The sequence below is a fragment of the Frigoribacterium sp. CFBP9030 genome (assembly GCF_034045195.1).
GTDB lineage: Bacteria > Actinomycetota > Actinomycetes > Actinomycetales > Microbacteriaceae > Frigoribacterium.
Map to the genome: position 1 here is coordinate 70500 of NZ_JAXCWG010000009.1, position 14916 is coordinate 85415.

A 14916-nucleotide genomic window follows, 5' to 3' on the forward strand; every position below is an offset into this window, starting at 1 on the left:
CCCGAAGCGCACCGACAGCGTCACGACTCGGGCCCGTCGTCAGAATCAGGCCGTCTCACCGTCGATCGGCGTCCACGACAGGAGCGTCCCGACATGACCACCCCGAGCAGAAGGTCCGTCCAGGCCCGCGCGGTGCGGCCGACGCCCACGTCATGGACGGTCGTCGTGACCGGATCCGGCGCAGAGGGCGGCGTCCGCACCACCGGCACGTTCACCGCCCACGGCTCGGTGGTCGACGTCGACACCCTGGTCGACGAGGCCCGCGAGCTGGCCGCCCTCTGGCTGGCCCTCCGCCCGGAGGACATCGACGTGCGCCTCGTGATCGACATCCCCGACGACGCACGGCGTCGTTGGGTGGCCGCGACCCGACCAGATCTCCCGGACGAGGAGGCGCGGGTCGAGCAGCGACGCATCGCACGCGAACTCGGCGCGGCCGGCTACACCGCCTCCGCCCTCGCCGTGGCCTTCGACGTGTCGAGGTCGCGGGCGGCCCGTCTGCTGCGGGTGGACGCCATCGCGCTCGCACGCGACGTGACGGAGGCGGCGACCCGCGCGCTCGACGGCAGCGCCGTCGACGACCGCGGCGCCGACGACCGTGCGCTCGACGAGCGGGTCGCCGGCGACCGCGTGGCCGACCTGCAGGGCGACGCTCAGTAGGCGACGCCCGTCAGGCGACGCCCGTCAGATGATGCCCGCCAGGCGACGCTCAGTAGGCGACGCTGAAGTGCGCGCGGCGGTGCTTCGGGGTGTCGATCTCGTCGACGATCGCGAGCGCGAAGTCCTGCCCGCTCACGGCCGAGACGCCCTCGGCGTCGGTGAAGGCCAGGTCGCCGCCGGTGCGGTACTCGCCGCGCGCCTCGCCGGGGGCGTACGCGCCGAACAGCTGGGCGGGCGAGACGAAGAACCAGTCGAGGCTGTCGTCCGTGCCGCCGAGCAGCTCGAGCACCTCGTTCATCTGCTTGGCCTCGCTCGCGAACTCGGGGGGCAGCTGATCGGTGTCGGCCTGACGCGGGCCGCCCTCCTCGAGACGGAGCGAGCTGTAGCCGCCGACGACGCCGAAACGGACGCCGTGCTCGGCCGCGAGGGCGGCGAGGGCCAGATCGGCCTCGACGATCTTCCCGTCGAGCTCGCCGCGGGGTGAGAGCGACGAGACCACGACGTCGCTGCCGGTGACGGCACGGAGGCGGGCCTCGGCGTCGAGCATCGAACCGGTCTCGTAGCGGACGCCGTCGACCCGCGCCTCCTCGGCGGGGACGGAACGGCTGAACGAGACGACCTCGTGACCGCGCGATGCGGCCTCGCGGACGATGGCGCTGCCGGCGTAGCCGGTTCCTCCGACGACGGTGATGGTGCTCATGGCGTGCTCCTTCTTGTGCTGGGGCTTCCCCGCTGCGGGGTCGCACGGCTACGGTAGAACCATTAGTCACTTTTGGGAAGTAGGCACTTCTTGGTAACCGACCCCTCTCTCACGCTCGACCCCTACGCCGACGGCTGCCCCACGCGGCGGGTGCTCGATCGCATCGGCGACCGGTGGACGGTGCTGATCGTCGGCACCCTCGAGGCGGGCCCGCATCGATTCACCGAGATCCGCAAGAGCGTGTCGGGCATCTCGCAGAAGATGCTGACGCAGACGCTGCGCGGTCTCGAGCGCGACGGGCTCGTGACCCGCACGGTGTTCGCCGAGGTGCCGCCCCGCGTCGAGTACGAGCTCACGACGGCCGGTCGCACCCTCTGCGCGCCGCTCAAGGCCCTCGAAGAATGGTCGATCGAGCACTTCGGCGACGTGCGAGAGGCCTGGGGCGAATACGACGAGCGGATCGCCTAGGAGGCGCGGGTCGGGTCCCGATCGGCACCCGCCCGCCGGAGTGACCCTGGCAATCGGCCTGCGCTTCCGATGCATCCGCATCGATCGCACCGATCCGTGAGATGGTTGAGATAAGCAGACATCCCGGTGGATCCACCGGTCCTGCATGCAGATACCGTCCCCTGCCTGTGCCGCCTCCCGCGGCATCTCAAGTGCCTCCTCCCGACGGTCGCCCTCTCCCTGAACCGAGTGGAGCCGACCACGGTCGCCAGGAGCCGGGACACCAGCCGACGGCACCCGTGCCGCCCGGAAGGACCGCACCATGAAGACCATCGTCAAGGGCACCATCGCCACCGCCACCGGCGTCACCCTCCTCCTGGGGGGCGCGGGCACGTTCGCGCTCTGGAACACCAGCGCCGAGACGGCCGGCGGCACGATCGTCTCCGGTGGCCTCGAGGTCGAACCCAGCGCCGAGGCCGCCACCTGGACGGTCAACGGAGGCGCACCGCAGTCGACCATCGCCGGCTACCCGATCGTGCCCGGCGACGTCGTCGTCTACTCGCGCGACATGACCGTCACCGCGCACGGAGACGGTCTGAACGCGGCCTTCACCCTCGACCCCGCCTCGATCGAGGCCAGCTCGACGTCGTCGTCCGACGTGGCGCTCGCCGACTACCTCTCGTCGACGGCCCAGCTGACCGCCACCGGCGACGGCATCACGACGACCCCCGACGCCGTGACCGTGACCGGGCGCGACGGCCTCGAGGAGGACGTCACCGTGGCGGTCACCATCGAGTTCCCGAAGAGCACCACGGTCGGCTTCGAGAACGACACGCAGCTCGGCTCGGTGGACCTCGGGGCCGTCGCCGTGACCCTGACCCAGATCTAGTGGGCGCCCGCGGCACGTGGCTCGTCGTGGGGGTCGTCGCGACCGTCGTGGCGGCCGTCGTGTCGCTCGGCGAGGTGGGCGGTTCGTCGGCCCGACTCAGCGACTCGGCCAGCACCTCCGACGGTCCTGTCGTCGTGACGTCGGGGTCGGCGTCGCTGACCCTCGACGCGCTCGCCCTGCCCGCCGACCCGCTCTACCCCGGGCTCACCCTGCGCGGCCCCGTCACGGCGACGAACACCGGCACCGTCGGGCTCTCGCTCGGGGTGGCCGCGGCGACCGTGACGAGCGTCCACGCCGACACGGCGCCCGTGCCCGCCCTGCTGCTTGGGCTGGGCACGGCGAACTCGGCGACCGACTGCCGGGCGGGCCGCGCGGCCTCCGTCTGGTCGGGCACCGCGACCGCTCGACCTGCCGCCGCGTCGGCGCCGACCAGCGTCGTCCTCGCCGCGGGGGAGTCCCGCACGCTCTGCGTCTCCGTCGCGATGGGCGACGACGGTCGGAGCACCTCGCAGGGACTCGGCGACCTCGCCCTCGCCCTGCGTCTCACCGGAACGCAGGTCTGACCGTGCCCACGAACACCCGATCGCATCGCGGGTCGCGCCGGCCACCGAGCCCGCGCCGCTCGGTGCGTCGCGCCCCGGTGTGGGGCGCCGCCCTCGTCGTCGCCGTGCTCACGGCGCTGATCGCCGTGCCCGCCGAGGCGACCTGGACGGCACCCGTGCAGACCGCGTCGGCGACGACCTCGACCGGGCGGCTGGCCATCGCGCTGACCGGTGTCGAGAGCCTGGCCACGACCTACTCGTCGTCCGCCCTCTCGCATCTGGCGACCGTCACGGTCGCCAACACCGGCACCGTGCCCGCCCCGTGGACTCTCGCCATCACCCCCGCGGGCGGCTCGACCCTCGCCACCGCGACCCGCGTCTCACTCTGGCCGCTGACCTCGGGTCGCTGCGGCAGCCGACCCGCCGATGCCTCGTCGGGAACGTGGGCGACGGTCGGCGCACCCTCCGGGACCCTGCCGGTCGGCGCCTCCTCGTCCTGGTGCGTCCAGACGTCGATCACCCAGGCCGACCGGTTCGACTCGGTGGGCCAGACGGCGAGGCTCACCGCCGCGCTCACCGCGCGCCTCGGTTCATGGACCAGCGCCGGCTCGGCGACGTCGACGCAGACCGTCGCCGACACCCTCACGCCCGGGGCGCCGACCAAGACCTCCGAGACGGACAGCAGCATCTCGCTGACCTGGGCCGCCTCGTCGGACTCGGCCGCGGTGTCCCGCTACGGCGTCTACCGCGACGGGGTGCTCGTCGGCACCGTGCCGGCGTCGACGCGCAGCTACACCGACACCGGGCTGGGGGCCTTCCGGTACTACGCGTACGCCATCCGCGCGCTCGACGCGTCGAACCCGGCCCGCACCTCCCCGGCGTCACCGGCCATCCGGCACGCGACCGCGTACTTCACCAACAGCGATCGGTACGTCGTCCGCGACGTCGCCACGAACCGGTGCGCGACGGTCGGCGGCTCGACGAGCGGATCACCGCTCTGGTCGAGCGGCTGCCGGGGCACCACGACGCAGCTGTGGCAGTTCGTCGCCGAGGGGCAGTACCTGAAGATCACCTCGCCCGCGGTCTCGGGTCTGTACTGGGACAGCGCCAGCGATCGCCAGTCCGTGCTGCGCTCGGACAACGCGATCAGCGCTCAGCGCTGGACCGCCGTGCCGGTCGGCACCGGGACGGGCATGTTCCAGTTCCGAGACAGGAACTCGCTGTGCCTGACCAGCACCGGGTCGGGTGTGACGACGCAGATGCAGGTGTCGGCGTGCACGTCGTCGGAGACCCAGCTGTTCACCCTCGGGGCGTCGTCGTGACGCACGCGGCGCCGCCGTCGGGGTCGCGGGCGGGGTCGCGGTCGGGCTCCCGCTCGCGGTCGGGCTCGGGCTCGGGCTCGCACGCGCGGGGCGGGTCGGAGCGGCAGGGTCGGAGCCTCGGCTCGATGCTCGCGCAGGCCGTCGCAGTGGTCGTGCTGATCGGCGTCGTGGCGGTCGGGCTGCTCGCCGTGGTCGTGCCCCGGCTGGTGGGTGGCGTGCCGCTGACCATCCTGACCGGCTCGATGGAGCCCGGTCTGCCGCCCGGAACGCTCGTGGTGGTGCGCCCGGTCGATCCGGCCGACATCCGGGTCGGCGACGTCGTGACCTATCAGATCCGCCCCGGGGTGCCCGGCGTCATCTCGCATCGTGTGGTGGGGGTGACCGTCGGGGAGGCGGGCCGCACGTTCACGCTGAAGGGCGACGCCAACGCCGAGCCCGACCGCGACGCCGTCGTCGAGGGGCAGGTCATGGGCGAGGTCTGGTACTCGGTGCCGTGGCTGGGGCGGCTGAACACGGGTGTCTCGGCGGGGGCGCGTGCGTGGCTCGTGCCGGCCGTCGGAGTCGGGCTGCTCGGGTACGCGGCGTTCCTCACCGGGCGCGGCGTCGTCCGCCGTCGCCGCGCGGACCGGCAGGGCTGACCGCTCTATCCTGACGAGAGGGGATCGGCTGCGACGATTGGAACCGCGATGAGCATGGAAGGCGCGGCCTGGAGCTCGCTCTACAAGATCTCGAGCGCGAGAGACGGCGAGCACGGCATCTCCCGCGAGGCCGTACGGCGCATCATGAAGTTCGCGGTGCCCTACCGGTCCAGGCTGGTGGTGTTCATCGCCCTGTCGATCGTCGGGGCCTTCCTCGCGGTCGCGACGCCGGTGCTGGCCGGCCGGGTGGTCGACGTCATCGTCGCGCGGGGCGAGGTGGCCACGATCGTGCGGCTCGCCGTCCTCATCGCCGCGGTCGCCGTGGCCGACGCCGCCGTGTCGCTCGTGACGCGATGGTTCTCGGCGCGGATCGGCGAGGGCGTGATCCTCGACCTCCGCACCGCCGTGTTCGACCACGTGCAGAAGATGCCGATCGCGTTCTTCACGCGCACCCGGACGGGCGCCCTCGTGAGCCGTCTGAACAACGACGTCATCGGCGCCCAGCAGGCCTTCAGCGGCACGCTGTCGGGCGTGGTCACGAACATCGTGGCCCTCGTCCTCACCCTGATCGTCATGCTCAGCACGTCCTGGCTCGTCACGGTCCTCGCCGTGATCATGCTTCCCATCTTCCTGGTGCCCGCGCGGCGCATGGGCAGCCGTCTCGCCGCGCTCCGTCGCGAGGCCGCCGACCACAACTCCGCGATGAGCACCCAGATGACCGAGCGCTTCTCGGCACCCGGCGCCACCCTCGTCAAGCTGTTCGGCCGCCCCGACGAGGAGGCCGAGGAGTTCCGCGTCCGGGCCGCCCGGGTCCGCGACATCGGCGTCCGCAGTGCGCTGCTGCAGTTCGTCTTCGTCACCGCGCTGACGCTGGTCTCCGCGCTCGCCTTGGCGCTCGTCTACGGGCTCGGCGGGTTCCTCGCCCTGGCCGGTCAGCTGGACACCGGCGAGGTGGTCACCCTGGCGCTCCTCCTCACCCGCCTCTACGTGCCGCTGACCGGTCTCGCGAACGCCCGGGTGGAGATCATGAGCGCCGTGGTCAGCTTCGAGCGCGTCTTCGAGGTGCTCGACCTCGAACCGCTCATCACCGAGAAGCCCGACGCCGTCGTCGTGCCCGAGGGCCCGGTGGCCGTCGAGTTCGACGACGTCCGCTTCGCCTACCCGTCCGCCGACAAGGTGTCCCTCGCCTCCCTCGAGGAGGTGTCCACACTGGACACCCGCGGTGGCGACGAGGTGCTGCACGGTGTGTCGTTCCGCATCGAGCCGGGGCAGACGGTCGCCCTAGTCGGCACGTCCGGTGCCGGCAAGTCGACGATCGCGCAGCTGCTCTCGCGCCTGTACGACGTCGACGGCGGCGCCGTCCGCCTCGCGGGGACGGATGTCCGCGACGTGACCTCCGCCTCCCTGCGGCGCACCCTGGGCATGGTGACCCAGGACGGCCATCTGTTCCACGAGACGATCCTCTCCAACCTGCGGTTCGCGAGGCCCGAGGCGTCCGACGACGAGGTGTGGGACGCCATCCGCCGTGCGCGGCTCGAGCCGCTCATCCGCTCGCTGCCCGACCAGCTCGACACGATGGTGGGGGAGCGCGGCTACCGGCTCTCGGGAGGCGAGCGTCAGCGGATGACCATCGCGCGCCTCCTGATCGCCCAGCCGCGCGTCGTCATCCTCGACGAGGCGACGGCGGCCCTGGACTCCACGTCCGAGGCGGCCGTGCAGGCGGCGCTGAGCGAGGCGCTCGAGGGTCGGACGGCGATGGTGATCGCGCACCGCCTCTCCACCATCCGCAGCGCGGACATGATCCTGGTGGTGGAGGACGGCTCCATCGTGGAGCGCGGCACGCACGACGAGCTGATCGCCGCGGCGGGCCGCTACGAAGAGCTGCACCGGACCCAGTTCGCCGTGCAGAAGGACGTCGCGGCCGACGAGGAGGCGCGGGGCGGGTCGTAGCCCCCGAAGCGTCGAGCCCTGCGCCGACGTCTCGCCGCTCGCGGGCGCGCAGGCGGACGGGTCAGTGGCCGGCGCCCAGCCTGCCGGCGAGCCGGTCGTGCATCCGGCTGGAGGCCTCGTTCATCCCCTCGAGGACGACGTGCTTGCCGCGCCGCTCGTATCTCGTCGTGACCGCGTCGAGGGCGGCGACGGTGGAGGCGTCCCAGACGTGCGCCTGCGTGAGGTCGATGACGATGCGCTCGGGGTCGTCGCCGTACCGGAAGAGGGTGGTGAGATCGTTGCTGGAGGCGAAGAACAGCGCCCCGGTGACGGTGTAGTGCGCTGCGGTGCCGTCATCGGCGAGTGTGCGCTCCACCGTGGCGAGGCGGGCGACGCCGCGCGCGAAGACGACCATCGCGGTGATGACGCCGACGACGACGCCGATCGCGAGGTTGTGGGTGACGACGACGCACGCGACGGTCGCGACCATGACGATGGTCTCGCCGATCGGCATCCGCCTCAGGGTCGAGGGGCGGATGCTGTGCCAGTCGAAGGTCGCGACGGCGACCATGATCATGACGGCGACGAGGGCGGCCATCGGGATGATGGCGACGACGTCGCCGAGCGCGACGACGAGGATCAGCAGGAACACGCCGGCGAGGAACGTCGAGATGCGGGTGCGGGCGCCGGAGGCCTTCACGTTGATCATCGTCTGGCCGATCATGGCGCAGCCGCCCATCCCGCCGAAGAGGCCGGAGAGGATGTTCGCCGCGCCCTGACCGAGCGACTCGCGTGTCTTCTGCGAGGGGGTGTCGGTGATGTCGTCGACGAGCTTCGCGGTCATCAGCGACTCGAGGAGTCCGACGAGCGCCATCGCGAACGCGTACGGGGCGATGATGCTCAGGGTGTCCCAGGTCAGGGGGACGCCGGGGATGAGGAGCTCGGGCAGGCTGCGGGGCAGCTCGCCTTCGTCGCCGACGGTGGGCACGTCGATCGCGGTCACGACGACGGCGACGGTGATCAGCACGATCGCGACGAGCGGAGCGGGGACGACCCGCGTCAGGCGCGGCATGAGGATCATGACGACGATGCCGACCGCCACGAGCGGGTAGACCAGCCACGGCACGCCGATCAGGTTCGGCAGCTGAGCGGTGAAGATGAGGATCGCCAGGGCGTTGACGAAGCCGACCATGACGCTGCGGGGGATGAAGCGCATGAGTCTGGCGACGCCGAGGACGCCGAGCACGATCTGGATGATCCCGGCGAGGATGACCGTCGCGATGAAGTAGTCCAGTCCGTGGTCGCGGGCGACGGGTGCGATGACGAGCGCGATCGCGCCCGTGGCCGCGGTGATCATCGCGGGGCGCCCGCCGAGGAACGCGATCGAGACGGCCATGACGAACGAGGAGAAGAGGCCGACCCGGGGGTCGACGCCGGCGATGATCGAGAAGGAGATCGCCTCGGGGATGAGGGCCAGCGCGACGACGAGGCCGGCGAGGACCTCCCGGCTGAGGATCTTCGGGGTGCGGAGCGCGGTCAGCACCGAGGGCTCGGCGCGGTCCCGGCTCGTGGTGGACGGGGTGGTCGCTGTCGTCATGAGGACTCCTGGGGAGAGGGGCTCGCATCGTGCGAGCCGGGTGGGTGTCGACGGGGGTCGGCGCACGTCGGCGCCACGCCAGCTGCTCGACCGCATCTGATGGCGGGAGAATGGCGGGAGGAAGTTCTGGTGCTCGGCTGCTCAGCCGACGAATTGAACTCTACCCTAACGTAAGGGTCGAGTTGGGAGGTCGGTCACACATGGCGACGTCGAACGGCATGATGCACATCGGTGAGCTCGCCGAGCGTTCCGAGATGTCGCTGCGCAGTCTGCGGCACTACGACGAGATCGGCCTGCTGTCGGCCTCGGGTCGGACCGAGGGCGGTTTCCGGCTCTACACCGAGACGGACTACGAGCGGCTCATCCTCATCCGTCGCATGAAGCCCCTCGGCTTCAGTCTCGACGAGATGGCGGACCTGCTCCGGATCATCGATGCTCTCGAGAGCGGCTCGGACGAGAACCGTCGGGCGGAGCTGCGTGCGGAGCTGAGCGGCTTCGTCGAGCAGACGATCACGCGGCGGGAGAAGCTGCGCCGGCAGCTCGAGATGGCCGACGAGTTCCTCGAGCTCCTCCGCACCCGCTGACCGGCCGCCTACCGGGGAGGGTGCTCTCCGGCGAGCACGGCGAAGACCAGGCTGTCGGTCCATTCGCCCTTGCTCCAGAAGTCCTGACGGTGGTGCGCCTCCTGTCGCATGCCGACCCGGGTCGCGAGGCGAGCGGACGACGTGTTGCGGGCGTCCATCTGAGCGACGACGCGATGGACGTCGTCCTGTCCGAACGCGATCCGCAGACCAGCCGAGACCGCCTCGGTCGCGTAGCCGCTGCCTCCGTGCTCGGGATCCACCGTCCACCCGAGCTCGACCGTGCGCCGTTCCGCGTCCGTCCGCCAGATCGAGATCGCCCCGATCGCCAGACCCGCCCGCTCGATCACGAGCGAGAGCGCACCCACGGGCTCGGCCAGACCCGTCCGACGCAGCCGTCGATCGAGCTGGACCCGGCCGGACTCGACCGTCCACGGCTCCTCCAGGAGGTACCTGGCGACGTCCGGCCGGGAGTAGATCGCGACCAGTCGATCGAGGTCGCTCTCGCGATGCAGGCGGAGGGTCAGGCGAGGAGTCGACGCCACCGTGTCACCGTCCATGACCTCGATCCTCCTGCATGCGCCGTGTGCGCAGCCGGCTAAGGGCTCCGCATCGGGCATGAGTCCATGATGGGCCCGTCGGGCGATCGAGCGCGACATGGTCCCGCCCCGCGCGACGACCCGCTGGGGCGAACCCGGAGCCGTCGCCGCGACGTGACGCGCTCGCGTCCTAGCCTGGAGGGACGGACGGACGGCTCCGGATGAGAGGACGCATGATGCGACGTGACGAGCTCCAGCAGCGGGCCGCGGCTCGGGCGGACGAGCTGCCCGGGGCCGAGCTGACCCATCCCTTCGGCGAGGAGTGGGACGTCTACAAGGTCCGCGACAAGGTCTTCATGCTGCAGACGGCGCTGAGCGGCGACCCGATCGTCGTCCTCAAATCGTCACCCGCCGACTCGGAGGCGCTCCGCAGCGACCACGACGACATCACTCCCGGCTATCACATGAACAAACGGCACTGGATCACGCTGCACCCCGACGGCGGCCTCGATGCCGGCCTCGTCGACGAGCTCGTCACGGAGTCGTATCTGCTGGTCGTGCAGGGGCTCCCGAGGGCCCGGCGACCGGTCGACCCCGACGCCTTCGCGGCGCAGCAGGTGCGGGTCGATGCGCTCAGGCAAGGTGGGGCTGTTCCAGGCAGCTGAGGTCCCGCCCCCATCAGAATCGGGTAGGGCGTCTGCCGTCGATTGTGTCGTCGCGGGCGGCGACGACATCTGGAAGGCGTGAATTGCTGCTGATCCAGGTGGCTAGATCGGCGTCTACATACAGCCCCAGTTCGCACATGTAGCGGTGGTCGACCATGAGGTCTCGCGCATGAACGGGTTCATGGTGGGCGGCTCGGTTTCGGAGCAGTCGCAACCGCTCCATGCGCTCGTGCAGATCGCCACGGCGTCCGGTGAAATTCGGGAACGCGTTCTTCAACGCTGGCTCCCAGAGTGAGCGATGGTATCGATTCACCAGCAGGCTCTCCCAGAACGATGCCTTCAGCTCGGCGACTACGTGCCCCGAGGACCATCGCCCCGCCCCGCGCCGACGCTCGAGAAATTTGATGGCCTCGCGGATCTGGTCGTCTTCATTCGACCGCAGCGGAAGAGAGTCCCACCACGATTCCCGTGTCGAGTACGTCGTGAGCTCTCGATGCATTGCGTTTCGTATGCCGACTTCAAGAGCAGCACTCGCGCCGAGGATGGCGGTGCTCGCTTCGATGTTCCAGCTATACAGACGAATGGCGGCTGCGGGATCATCACCGCAGGAAGCCAGGTAGGGGGCCAGTCGGCTGCTTCCGATGAGGATGGGCAGATTCGGCAAGGTCGATGGGTCGACTGGGTTCACGAGAGTCCTGGGCTAGATCGGAGGGCGCGGCCCTGGTAGCCTCGCAGGTGTAAGCCCCAGACGGGATGCGAGAGCATCGGCGCGCTGGGGCAATCACTTTTAACCCCTCAGGCTCGGCACGAGTCGGGGGACGACTCGGACGAGCACCACCATGCCGACGAGTTCGACGAGGGTCTGGGTCACGACGACCACCGGCGCCAGTGACATCGACGCCGGGAGCGCGAGTGCGAGGGGCAGCACGACGAGCGAGTTGCGGGTCGTGCCGCTGAACACCAGCGCCCGGGTCGCGGGCGGGTCGAACCGGAACATCCGTCCCGCCCCCACGCCGAGGGCGACCATGACGACGACGAACCCCGCGTAGATCGGCACCAGCACGAGCAGCCGCCCGAACGACGCGCCCACGGCTCCGGCCTGCGATGCGACGACCAGGAACAGCGTCGCCGTCATCAGCGGGACCATCAGCGCCAGCATCGTCCGCTCGATCGCGACACCGGCTCGATGACGGCGCGCGACGGCCTGCACCGCCGCGGCCGCCGCCAGCGGGACGGCGATGAGCACGACGAACGCGCGGGCGAAGGGCCCGATCTCGACGACGGCCACGCCGTCGGGGCCGATCATCAGCAGCAGGTACAGGGGGAGCAGGAGGATCTGGGCCAGCATCAGCACCGGTGCCGCCGCGAGCAGACGGGCGGAGGCTCCGCCTGCGAGGCCCGCGAAGACGATGACGTAGTCGATGCACGGGGTGAGCAGCACCAGGAGCACCCCGAACAGCAGGGCGGGTTCGTCGTCGACGAACCGCGACAGGCCGAACGCCACCACCGGGACGACGACGAAGTTCAGCACCCCGATCGCGACGAGGAAGCGCCCGTCGCGGAGCGCCCGCCGGATGGTCGCGAACGGCACACCGAGGAACGTCGCGAAGAGCAGCAGGGCGAGCACGGGCTCGATCGCCACCTCGAGGGTGTGCGCGGCCGGCACGGTGAGCCCGACGAGGCCCGCTGCGACGATCGCCGCCAGGTAGAGGCCGATCTGGTGCCGCTCGAGCCAGGACACGGCGCCGGTCAGGTGGGCGTCGACGGGCGGGGAGGAGGGCACCCGAACGACGGTAGGGCCTCGCGGGGGCGGCCGGGCACGCCCCGCCGTCTCCGCGAGCGGTCGTGGTGGGTCATGATGAGCGTGTGGGCGCATCGGATCACTTCTCAGGCGACGAGGTCGGGGTTCCGCTCGGCACCGGTCCCGACGTGCGGTCGCCCACTCGCGAGCTGGCCCGCGAGGTGCTCATCCACGGGCCGATCGCCCGCAGCGACCTGATCCGCCGGCTGGGGCTCTCGGCCGCCAGCCTCACGCGTCTGAGCAGGCCGCTCATCGACGACGGGTTCCTCATCGAGAGCGACGAGCACGCCCGGGGCGGCATCGGACGCCCGGTGCGACCGCTGGACGTCCGGGTCGACGCCCACTGGCACGTGGGTGTCAAGCTCACCGGAGAGCACGCCTTCGGGGTCGCGACGGACCTCCGTGCGGCGGTCCTCGCCGAGGCCGTGGTCGAGCTCGGCGACCACTCGCCGGAGCGCATCGTGGAGGCGGTGGCCGAGATCGTCGCGGAGCTCACGAGCGCGGTCGGCACCGTCGCGCCCACCGCTCTCGGCGTCTCGATCGGCGGCCGGGTGTCGGGCTCGCGCGTCGTCGTCCGAGCGCCCTTCCTCGGCTGGGCCGACATCGACCTCGGGGGGCTCCTGGCGACCCGGCTGGCTCTGCCGGTCGTCGTGGCGAACGACGTCGTCGCGCTCACCGAGGCCGAGCACTGGTTCGGACTGGGCCGGGGGGTCGACGACTTCGCGGTCATCACGATCGGTGCCGGTGTCGGGTACGGCCTGGTCGTGCACGGGCGTCAGCGGATCACCAGAGACACCGGGCTGGGGCTCGGGGCGCACCACCCCCTCGACCCGACCGGGCCGCTGTGCTCGGACGGGCATCGCGGGTGCTCGAGCGCCATGCTGTCGATCCCGAGCATCCGCGCCTCCGTCTCGGAGGGGTCGGGGAGGGACGTCTCGTACGACGACGTCCTCGCTCTGGCCGGTGCGGGCGACCCGGCGGCCCGGACGGTGACGGAGCAGGCCGGTCGTGCCCTGGGGCGGTTCATCGCCGCGGTCGCCAATCTCACGATGGTCGACACCGTCGTGCTGGCCGGCGAGGGCATCGGGCTGGTGCCGCTCGTGCGGACGCGGATCGAGGAGGCGCTGGCCGAGGATCGAGACCCCGACGCGTCGGTCGTCGAGCTCCTGATCGGCGCCTCGGACTTCGGCATCTGGGCTCGCGGGGCCGCCACCATGGCCATCCAGTCCCGCATCGGGCGGATCGGCTGAGCCGCGTCGGTGTGGGGTCGCGGCGGGGACATCACGTGACGATGGTTCCGGTTCTCATCATCGATTGGATAAACGTATTGCCATAGATGCATGCGTCTGATGTGATGGGTGCATCCCCCCGATGAGAGAGGCACCACCATGACCGATGCAGAAGTCCACGCCGAGCACACCGTCACCGAGCACGAGCACGGCACCGAGTGCGGCCACGAGACCGTCACTCACGACGACCACGTCGACTACGTCCACGGCGAGCACAAGCACGCCCAGCACGGCGACCACTACGACGAGCACTGATCGTCCGACGGCCGACCGCGCCGCATGATCGAGGGTCCCACCGGTCGGTGGGGCCCTCGTCGCATTCGCGGAGGCTAATGTGTCGGTCATGAGCACCGATGCCCTCGACTCCGCGGCGGAGCTCTTCAAGGCCCTGTCGTCGGCCTCGAGACTCAGACTCCTCCGCCTCCTCGGCGAGGGGCAGGCGGGCGTGACCGCGCTCGTGGAGGCCTCGGGTCTGGCTCAGCCCCTGGTGTCGCAGCATCTGCGCGTCCTCCGGTCGGCAGGTCTCGTCGAGGTCACGCGCGTCGGCCGCGAGGCGATCTACTCGGTCGCCGACCGACACGTCTCGCACATCGTCGACGACGCCGTCGAGCATGCCGGCGAGGCGTCTCGAGCCTGAGCCTCGTCGCCCTGCGCGCCGAGCCGGTCGCGCATCCGTGTCAGGTCGCGATGCGTCGGACGACCCTCGCCGGGTTGCCGACGGCGACGACTCCCGACGGGATGTCGCGGGTGACGACGGCCCCGGCGCCGATGACGCTGTCGTCGCCGATGGTCACGCCGGGGCAGACGATGACTCCGCCGCCGAGCCAGACGTTGTCGCCGATCGTGATGGGCCGGGCGGCCTCGAGCTTGTCGCGTCGCGGCTGCGGGTCGACGGGGTGCGTGGGGGTGAGCAGCTGGACGTTCGGCCCGATCTGGCAGTCGTCGCCGATGGTGATCGTGGCGACGTCGAGCGCCGTGAGGTTGTAGTTGACGAACGTGCGGGCCCCGATGTGGATGTTCTCGCCGTAGTCGACGAACAGAGGCGGCTTGACGAACGCGTCGACGCCGAGTGATCCGACCAGCTCTTCGAGGAGGGGCCTGGCGGCGGCCTCGTCCTCCACGGCCGCCCGATGGTAGGCGTCGGCGAGGCGCACGGCCCGTTGCGCGAGGCGCGCGTTCTCGGGGTCGTCGGCGATGTAGAGGTCTCCGGCGAGCATCCGTTCGCGGTTGCTGCGGTCGTCTCCGGCGAAGTGGTCGACAGTCATGTGGACGACCGTACACATCGAACCCCCGCCGTGTCGGCTCGGCCCGTCGGCTCGG

18 protein-coding genes are annotated in these 14916 nt (G+C 71.0%); 12 read left to right on the forward strand and 6 right to left on the reverse strand.

All coding sequences use genetic code 11. From position 1 onward, the window contains the following. The first annotated feature begins 93 nt into the window (after positions 1-93). Positions 94-657 carry a hypothetical protein gene (locus SOM13_RS10975; RefSeq protein ID WP_320479741.1) on the forward strand — a complete coding sequence of 188 codons (564 nt, stop codon included), beginning with the start codon at positions 94-96 and terminating at the stop codon, positions 655-657. Between the two features lie 49 nt (positions 658-706). Here the strand turns inward: SOM13_RS10975 and SOM13_RS10980 are convergent, their stop codons facing one another. Next, positions 707-1357, reverse strand: a complete 651-nt coding sequence (locus tag SOM13_RS10980) for an NAD(P)-dependent oxidoreductase (RefSeq protein WP_320477891.1) — start codon at positions 1355-1357, stop codon at positions 707-709. Between the two features lie 90 nt (positions 1358-1447). Between SOM13_RS10980 and SOM13_RS10985 the strand changes: the two genes are divergently transcribed. From SOM13_RS10985 to SOM13_RS11010, 6 genes are all read left to right on the forward strand, one after another. After that, a complete protein-coding gene (locus SOM13_RS10985; protein WP_320479742.1) occupies positions 1448-1825 on the forward strand; it encodes a helix-turn-helix domain-containing protein in 378 nt (125 codons plus the stop codon). A 301-nt stretch (positions 1826-2126) separates the two neighbouring features. Continuing rightward, positions 2127-2693, forward strand: coding sequence for an alternate-type signal peptide domain-containing protein (locus SOM13_RS10990; RefSeq protein WP_192060662.1), 567 nt, complete (start codon positions 2127-2129; stop codon positions 2691-2693). Beyond that, positions 2693-3256: a hypothetical protein gene (locus SOM13_RS10995; RefSeq protein ID WP_320479743.1), complete on the forward strand. Its 564-nt coding sequence runs from the start codon at positions 2693-2695 to the stop codon at positions 3254-3256. The genes SOM13_RS10990 and SOM13_RS10995 overlap by 1 nt, the downstream gene beginning before the upstream one ends. A gap of 2 nt (positions 3257-3258) precedes the next feature. After that, positions 3259-4557 carry an RICIN domain-containing protein gene (locus SOM13_RS11000; RefSeq protein WP_320479744.1) on the forward strand — a complete coding sequence of 433 codons (1299 nt, stop codon included), beginning with the start codon at positions 3259-3261 and terminating at the stop codon, positions 4555-4557. A 125-nt stretch (positions 4558-4682) separates the two neighbouring features. After that, positions 4683-5195 (forward strand): signal peptidase I, encoded by a 513-nt coding sequence (locus SOM13_RS11005; RefSeq protein ID WP_320477888.1) that lies wholly within the window; start codon positions 4683-4685, stop codon positions 5193-5195. A 48-nt stretch (positions 5196-5243) separates the two neighbouring features. After that, a complete protein-coding gene (locus tag SOM13_RS11010; protein WP_320479745.1) occupies positions 5244-7145 on the forward strand; it encodes an ABC transporter ATP-binding protein in 1902 nt (633 codons plus the stop codon). Between the two features lie 61 nt (positions 7146-7206). Here SOM13_RS11010 and SOM13_RS11015 read toward each other — a convergent pair whose 3' ends face one another. Continuing rightward, a complete protein-coding gene (locus SOM13_RS11015) occupies positions 7207-8721 on the reverse strand; it encodes a SulP family inorganic anion transporter (RefSeq protein ID WP_320479746.1) in 1515 nt (504 codons plus the stop codon). A 200-nt stretch (positions 8722-8921) separates the two neighbouring features. On the opposite strand from SOM13_RS11015, the gene SOM13_RS11020 reads away from it, so the two are divergent. Then, entirely contained in the window at positions 8922-9305 is a 384-nt protein-coding gene (locus SOM13_RS11020; RefSeq protein WP_320479747.1) for a MerR family transcriptional regulator, read from the forward strand. Between the two features lie 8 nt (positions 9306-9313). On the opposite strand, the gene SOM13_RS11025 is transcribed toward SOM13_RS11020, so the two are convergent. Beyond that, entirely contained in the window at positions 9314-9862 is a 549-nt protein-coding gene (locus SOM13_RS11025; protein WP_320479748.1) for a GNAT family N-acetyltransferase, read from the reverse strand. 215 nt (positions 9863-10077) lie between these two features. Here SOM13_RS11025 and SOM13_RS11030 point away from each other — a divergent pair, with 215 nt between their 5' ends. Beyond that, the gene (locus SOM13_RS11030; protein ID WP_320479763.1) at positions 10078-10506 is read left to right on the forward strand and encodes an MmcQ/YjbR family DNA-binding protein; all 429 of its coding nucleotides are present in this window, start codon (positions 10078-10080) and stop codon (positions 10504-10506) included. Positions 10507-10519: 13 nt separating this feature from the next. Here SOM13_RS11030 and SOM13_RS11035 read toward each other — a convergent pair whose 3' ends face one another. Further along, the gene (locus SOM13_RS11035; RefSeq protein WP_320479749.1) at positions 10520-11194 is read right to left on the reverse strand and encodes a hypothetical protein; all 675 of its coding nucleotides are present in this window, start codon (positions 11192-11194) and stop codon (positions 10520-10522) included. Between the two features lie 99 nt (positions 11195-11293). Next, positions 11294-12289, reverse strand: a complete 996-nt coding sequence (locus SOM13_RS11040) for a bile acid:sodium symporter (protein ID WP_320479750.1) — start codon at positions 12287-12289, stop codon at positions 11294-11296. An 83-nt stretch (positions 12290-12372) separates the two neighbouring features. Between SOM13_RS11040 and SOM13_RS11045 the strand changes: the two genes are divergently transcribed. From SOM13_RS11045 to SOM13_RS11055, 3 genes are all read left to right on the forward strand, one after another. Further along, positions 12373-13557, forward strand: coding sequence for an ROK family transcriptional regulator (locus SOM13_RS11045; protein WP_320479751.1), 1185 nt, complete (start codon positions 12373-12375; stop codon positions 13555-13557). 138 nt (positions 13558-13695) lie between these two features. Continuing rightward, positions 13696-13851: a zinc transporter permease gene (locus SOM13_RS11050; RefSeq protein ID WP_192060652.1), complete on the forward strand. Its 156-nt coding sequence runs from the start codon at positions 13696-13698 to the stop codon at positions 13849-13851. A gap of 88 nt (positions 13852-13939) precedes the next feature. After that, the gene (locus SOM13_RS11055) at positions 13940-14233 is read left to right on the forward strand and encodes an ArsR/SmtB family transcription factor (protein ID WP_192060651.1); all 294 of its coding nucleotides are present in this window, start codon (positions 13940-13942) and stop codon (positions 14231-14233) included. A gap of 40 nt (positions 14234-14273) precedes the next feature. Here the strand turns inward: SOM13_RS11055 and SOM13_RS11060 are convergent, their stop codons facing one another. Beyond that, the gene (locus SOM13_RS11060) at positions 14274-14861 is read right to left on the reverse strand and encodes a sugar O-acetyltransferase (protein ID WP_192060650.1); all 588 of its coding nucleotides are present in this window, start codon (positions 14859-14861) and stop codon (positions 14274-14276) included. Between the last annotated feature and the right edge of the window lie 55 nt (positions 14862-14916).

Coding starts and splice junctions, on each gene's coding strand:
- SOM13_RS11030 (WP_320479763.1), top strand. CDS start 10,078: ATGCGACGTGACGAGCTCCAGCAGCGGGCCGCGGCTCGGGCGGACGAG.
- SOM13_RS11055 (WP_192060651.1), top strand. CDS start 13,940: ATGAGCACCGATGCCCTCGACTCCGCGGCGGAGCTCTTCAAGGCCCTG.
- SOM13_RS11015 (WP_320479746.1), bottom strand. CDS start 8,721: ATGACGACAGCGACCACCCCGTCCACCACGAGCCGGGACCGCGCCGAG.
- SOM13_RS10975 (WP_320479741.1), top strand. CDS start 94: ATGACCACCCCGAGCAGAAGGTCCGTCCAGGCCCGCGCGGTGCGGCCG.
- SOM13_RS10980 (WP_320477891.1), bottom strand. CDS start 1,357: ATGAGCACCATCACCGTCGTCGGAGGAACCGGCTACGCCGGCAGCGCC.
- SOM13_RS11025 (WP_320479748.1), bottom strand. CDS start 9,862: ATGGACGGTGACACGGTGGCGTCGACTCCTCGCCTGACCCTCCGCCTG.
- SOM13_RS11050 (WP_192060652.1), top strand. CDS start 13,696: ATGACCGATGCAGAAGTCCACGCCGAGCACACCGTCACCGAGCACGAG.
- SOM13_RS11060 (WP_192060650.1), bottom strand. CDS start 14,861: ATGACTGTCGACCACTTCGCCGGAGACGACCGCAGCAACCGCGAACGG.
- SOM13_RS11020 (WP_320479747.1), top strand. CDS start 8,922: ATGGCGACGTCGAACGGCATGATGCACATCGGTGAGCTCGCCGAGCGT.
- SOM13_RS11010 (WP_320479745.1), top strand. CDS start 5,244: ATGAGCATGGAAGGCGCGGCCTGGAGCTCGCTCTACAAGATCTCGAGC.
- SOM13_RS11005 (WP_320477888.1), top strand. CDS start 4,683: ATGCTCGCGCAGGCCGTCGCAGTGGTCGTGCTGATCGGCGTCGTGGCG.
- SOM13_RS10990 (WP_192060662.1), top strand. CDS start 2,127: ATGAAGACCATCGTCAAGGGCACCATCGCCACCGCCACCGGCGTCACC.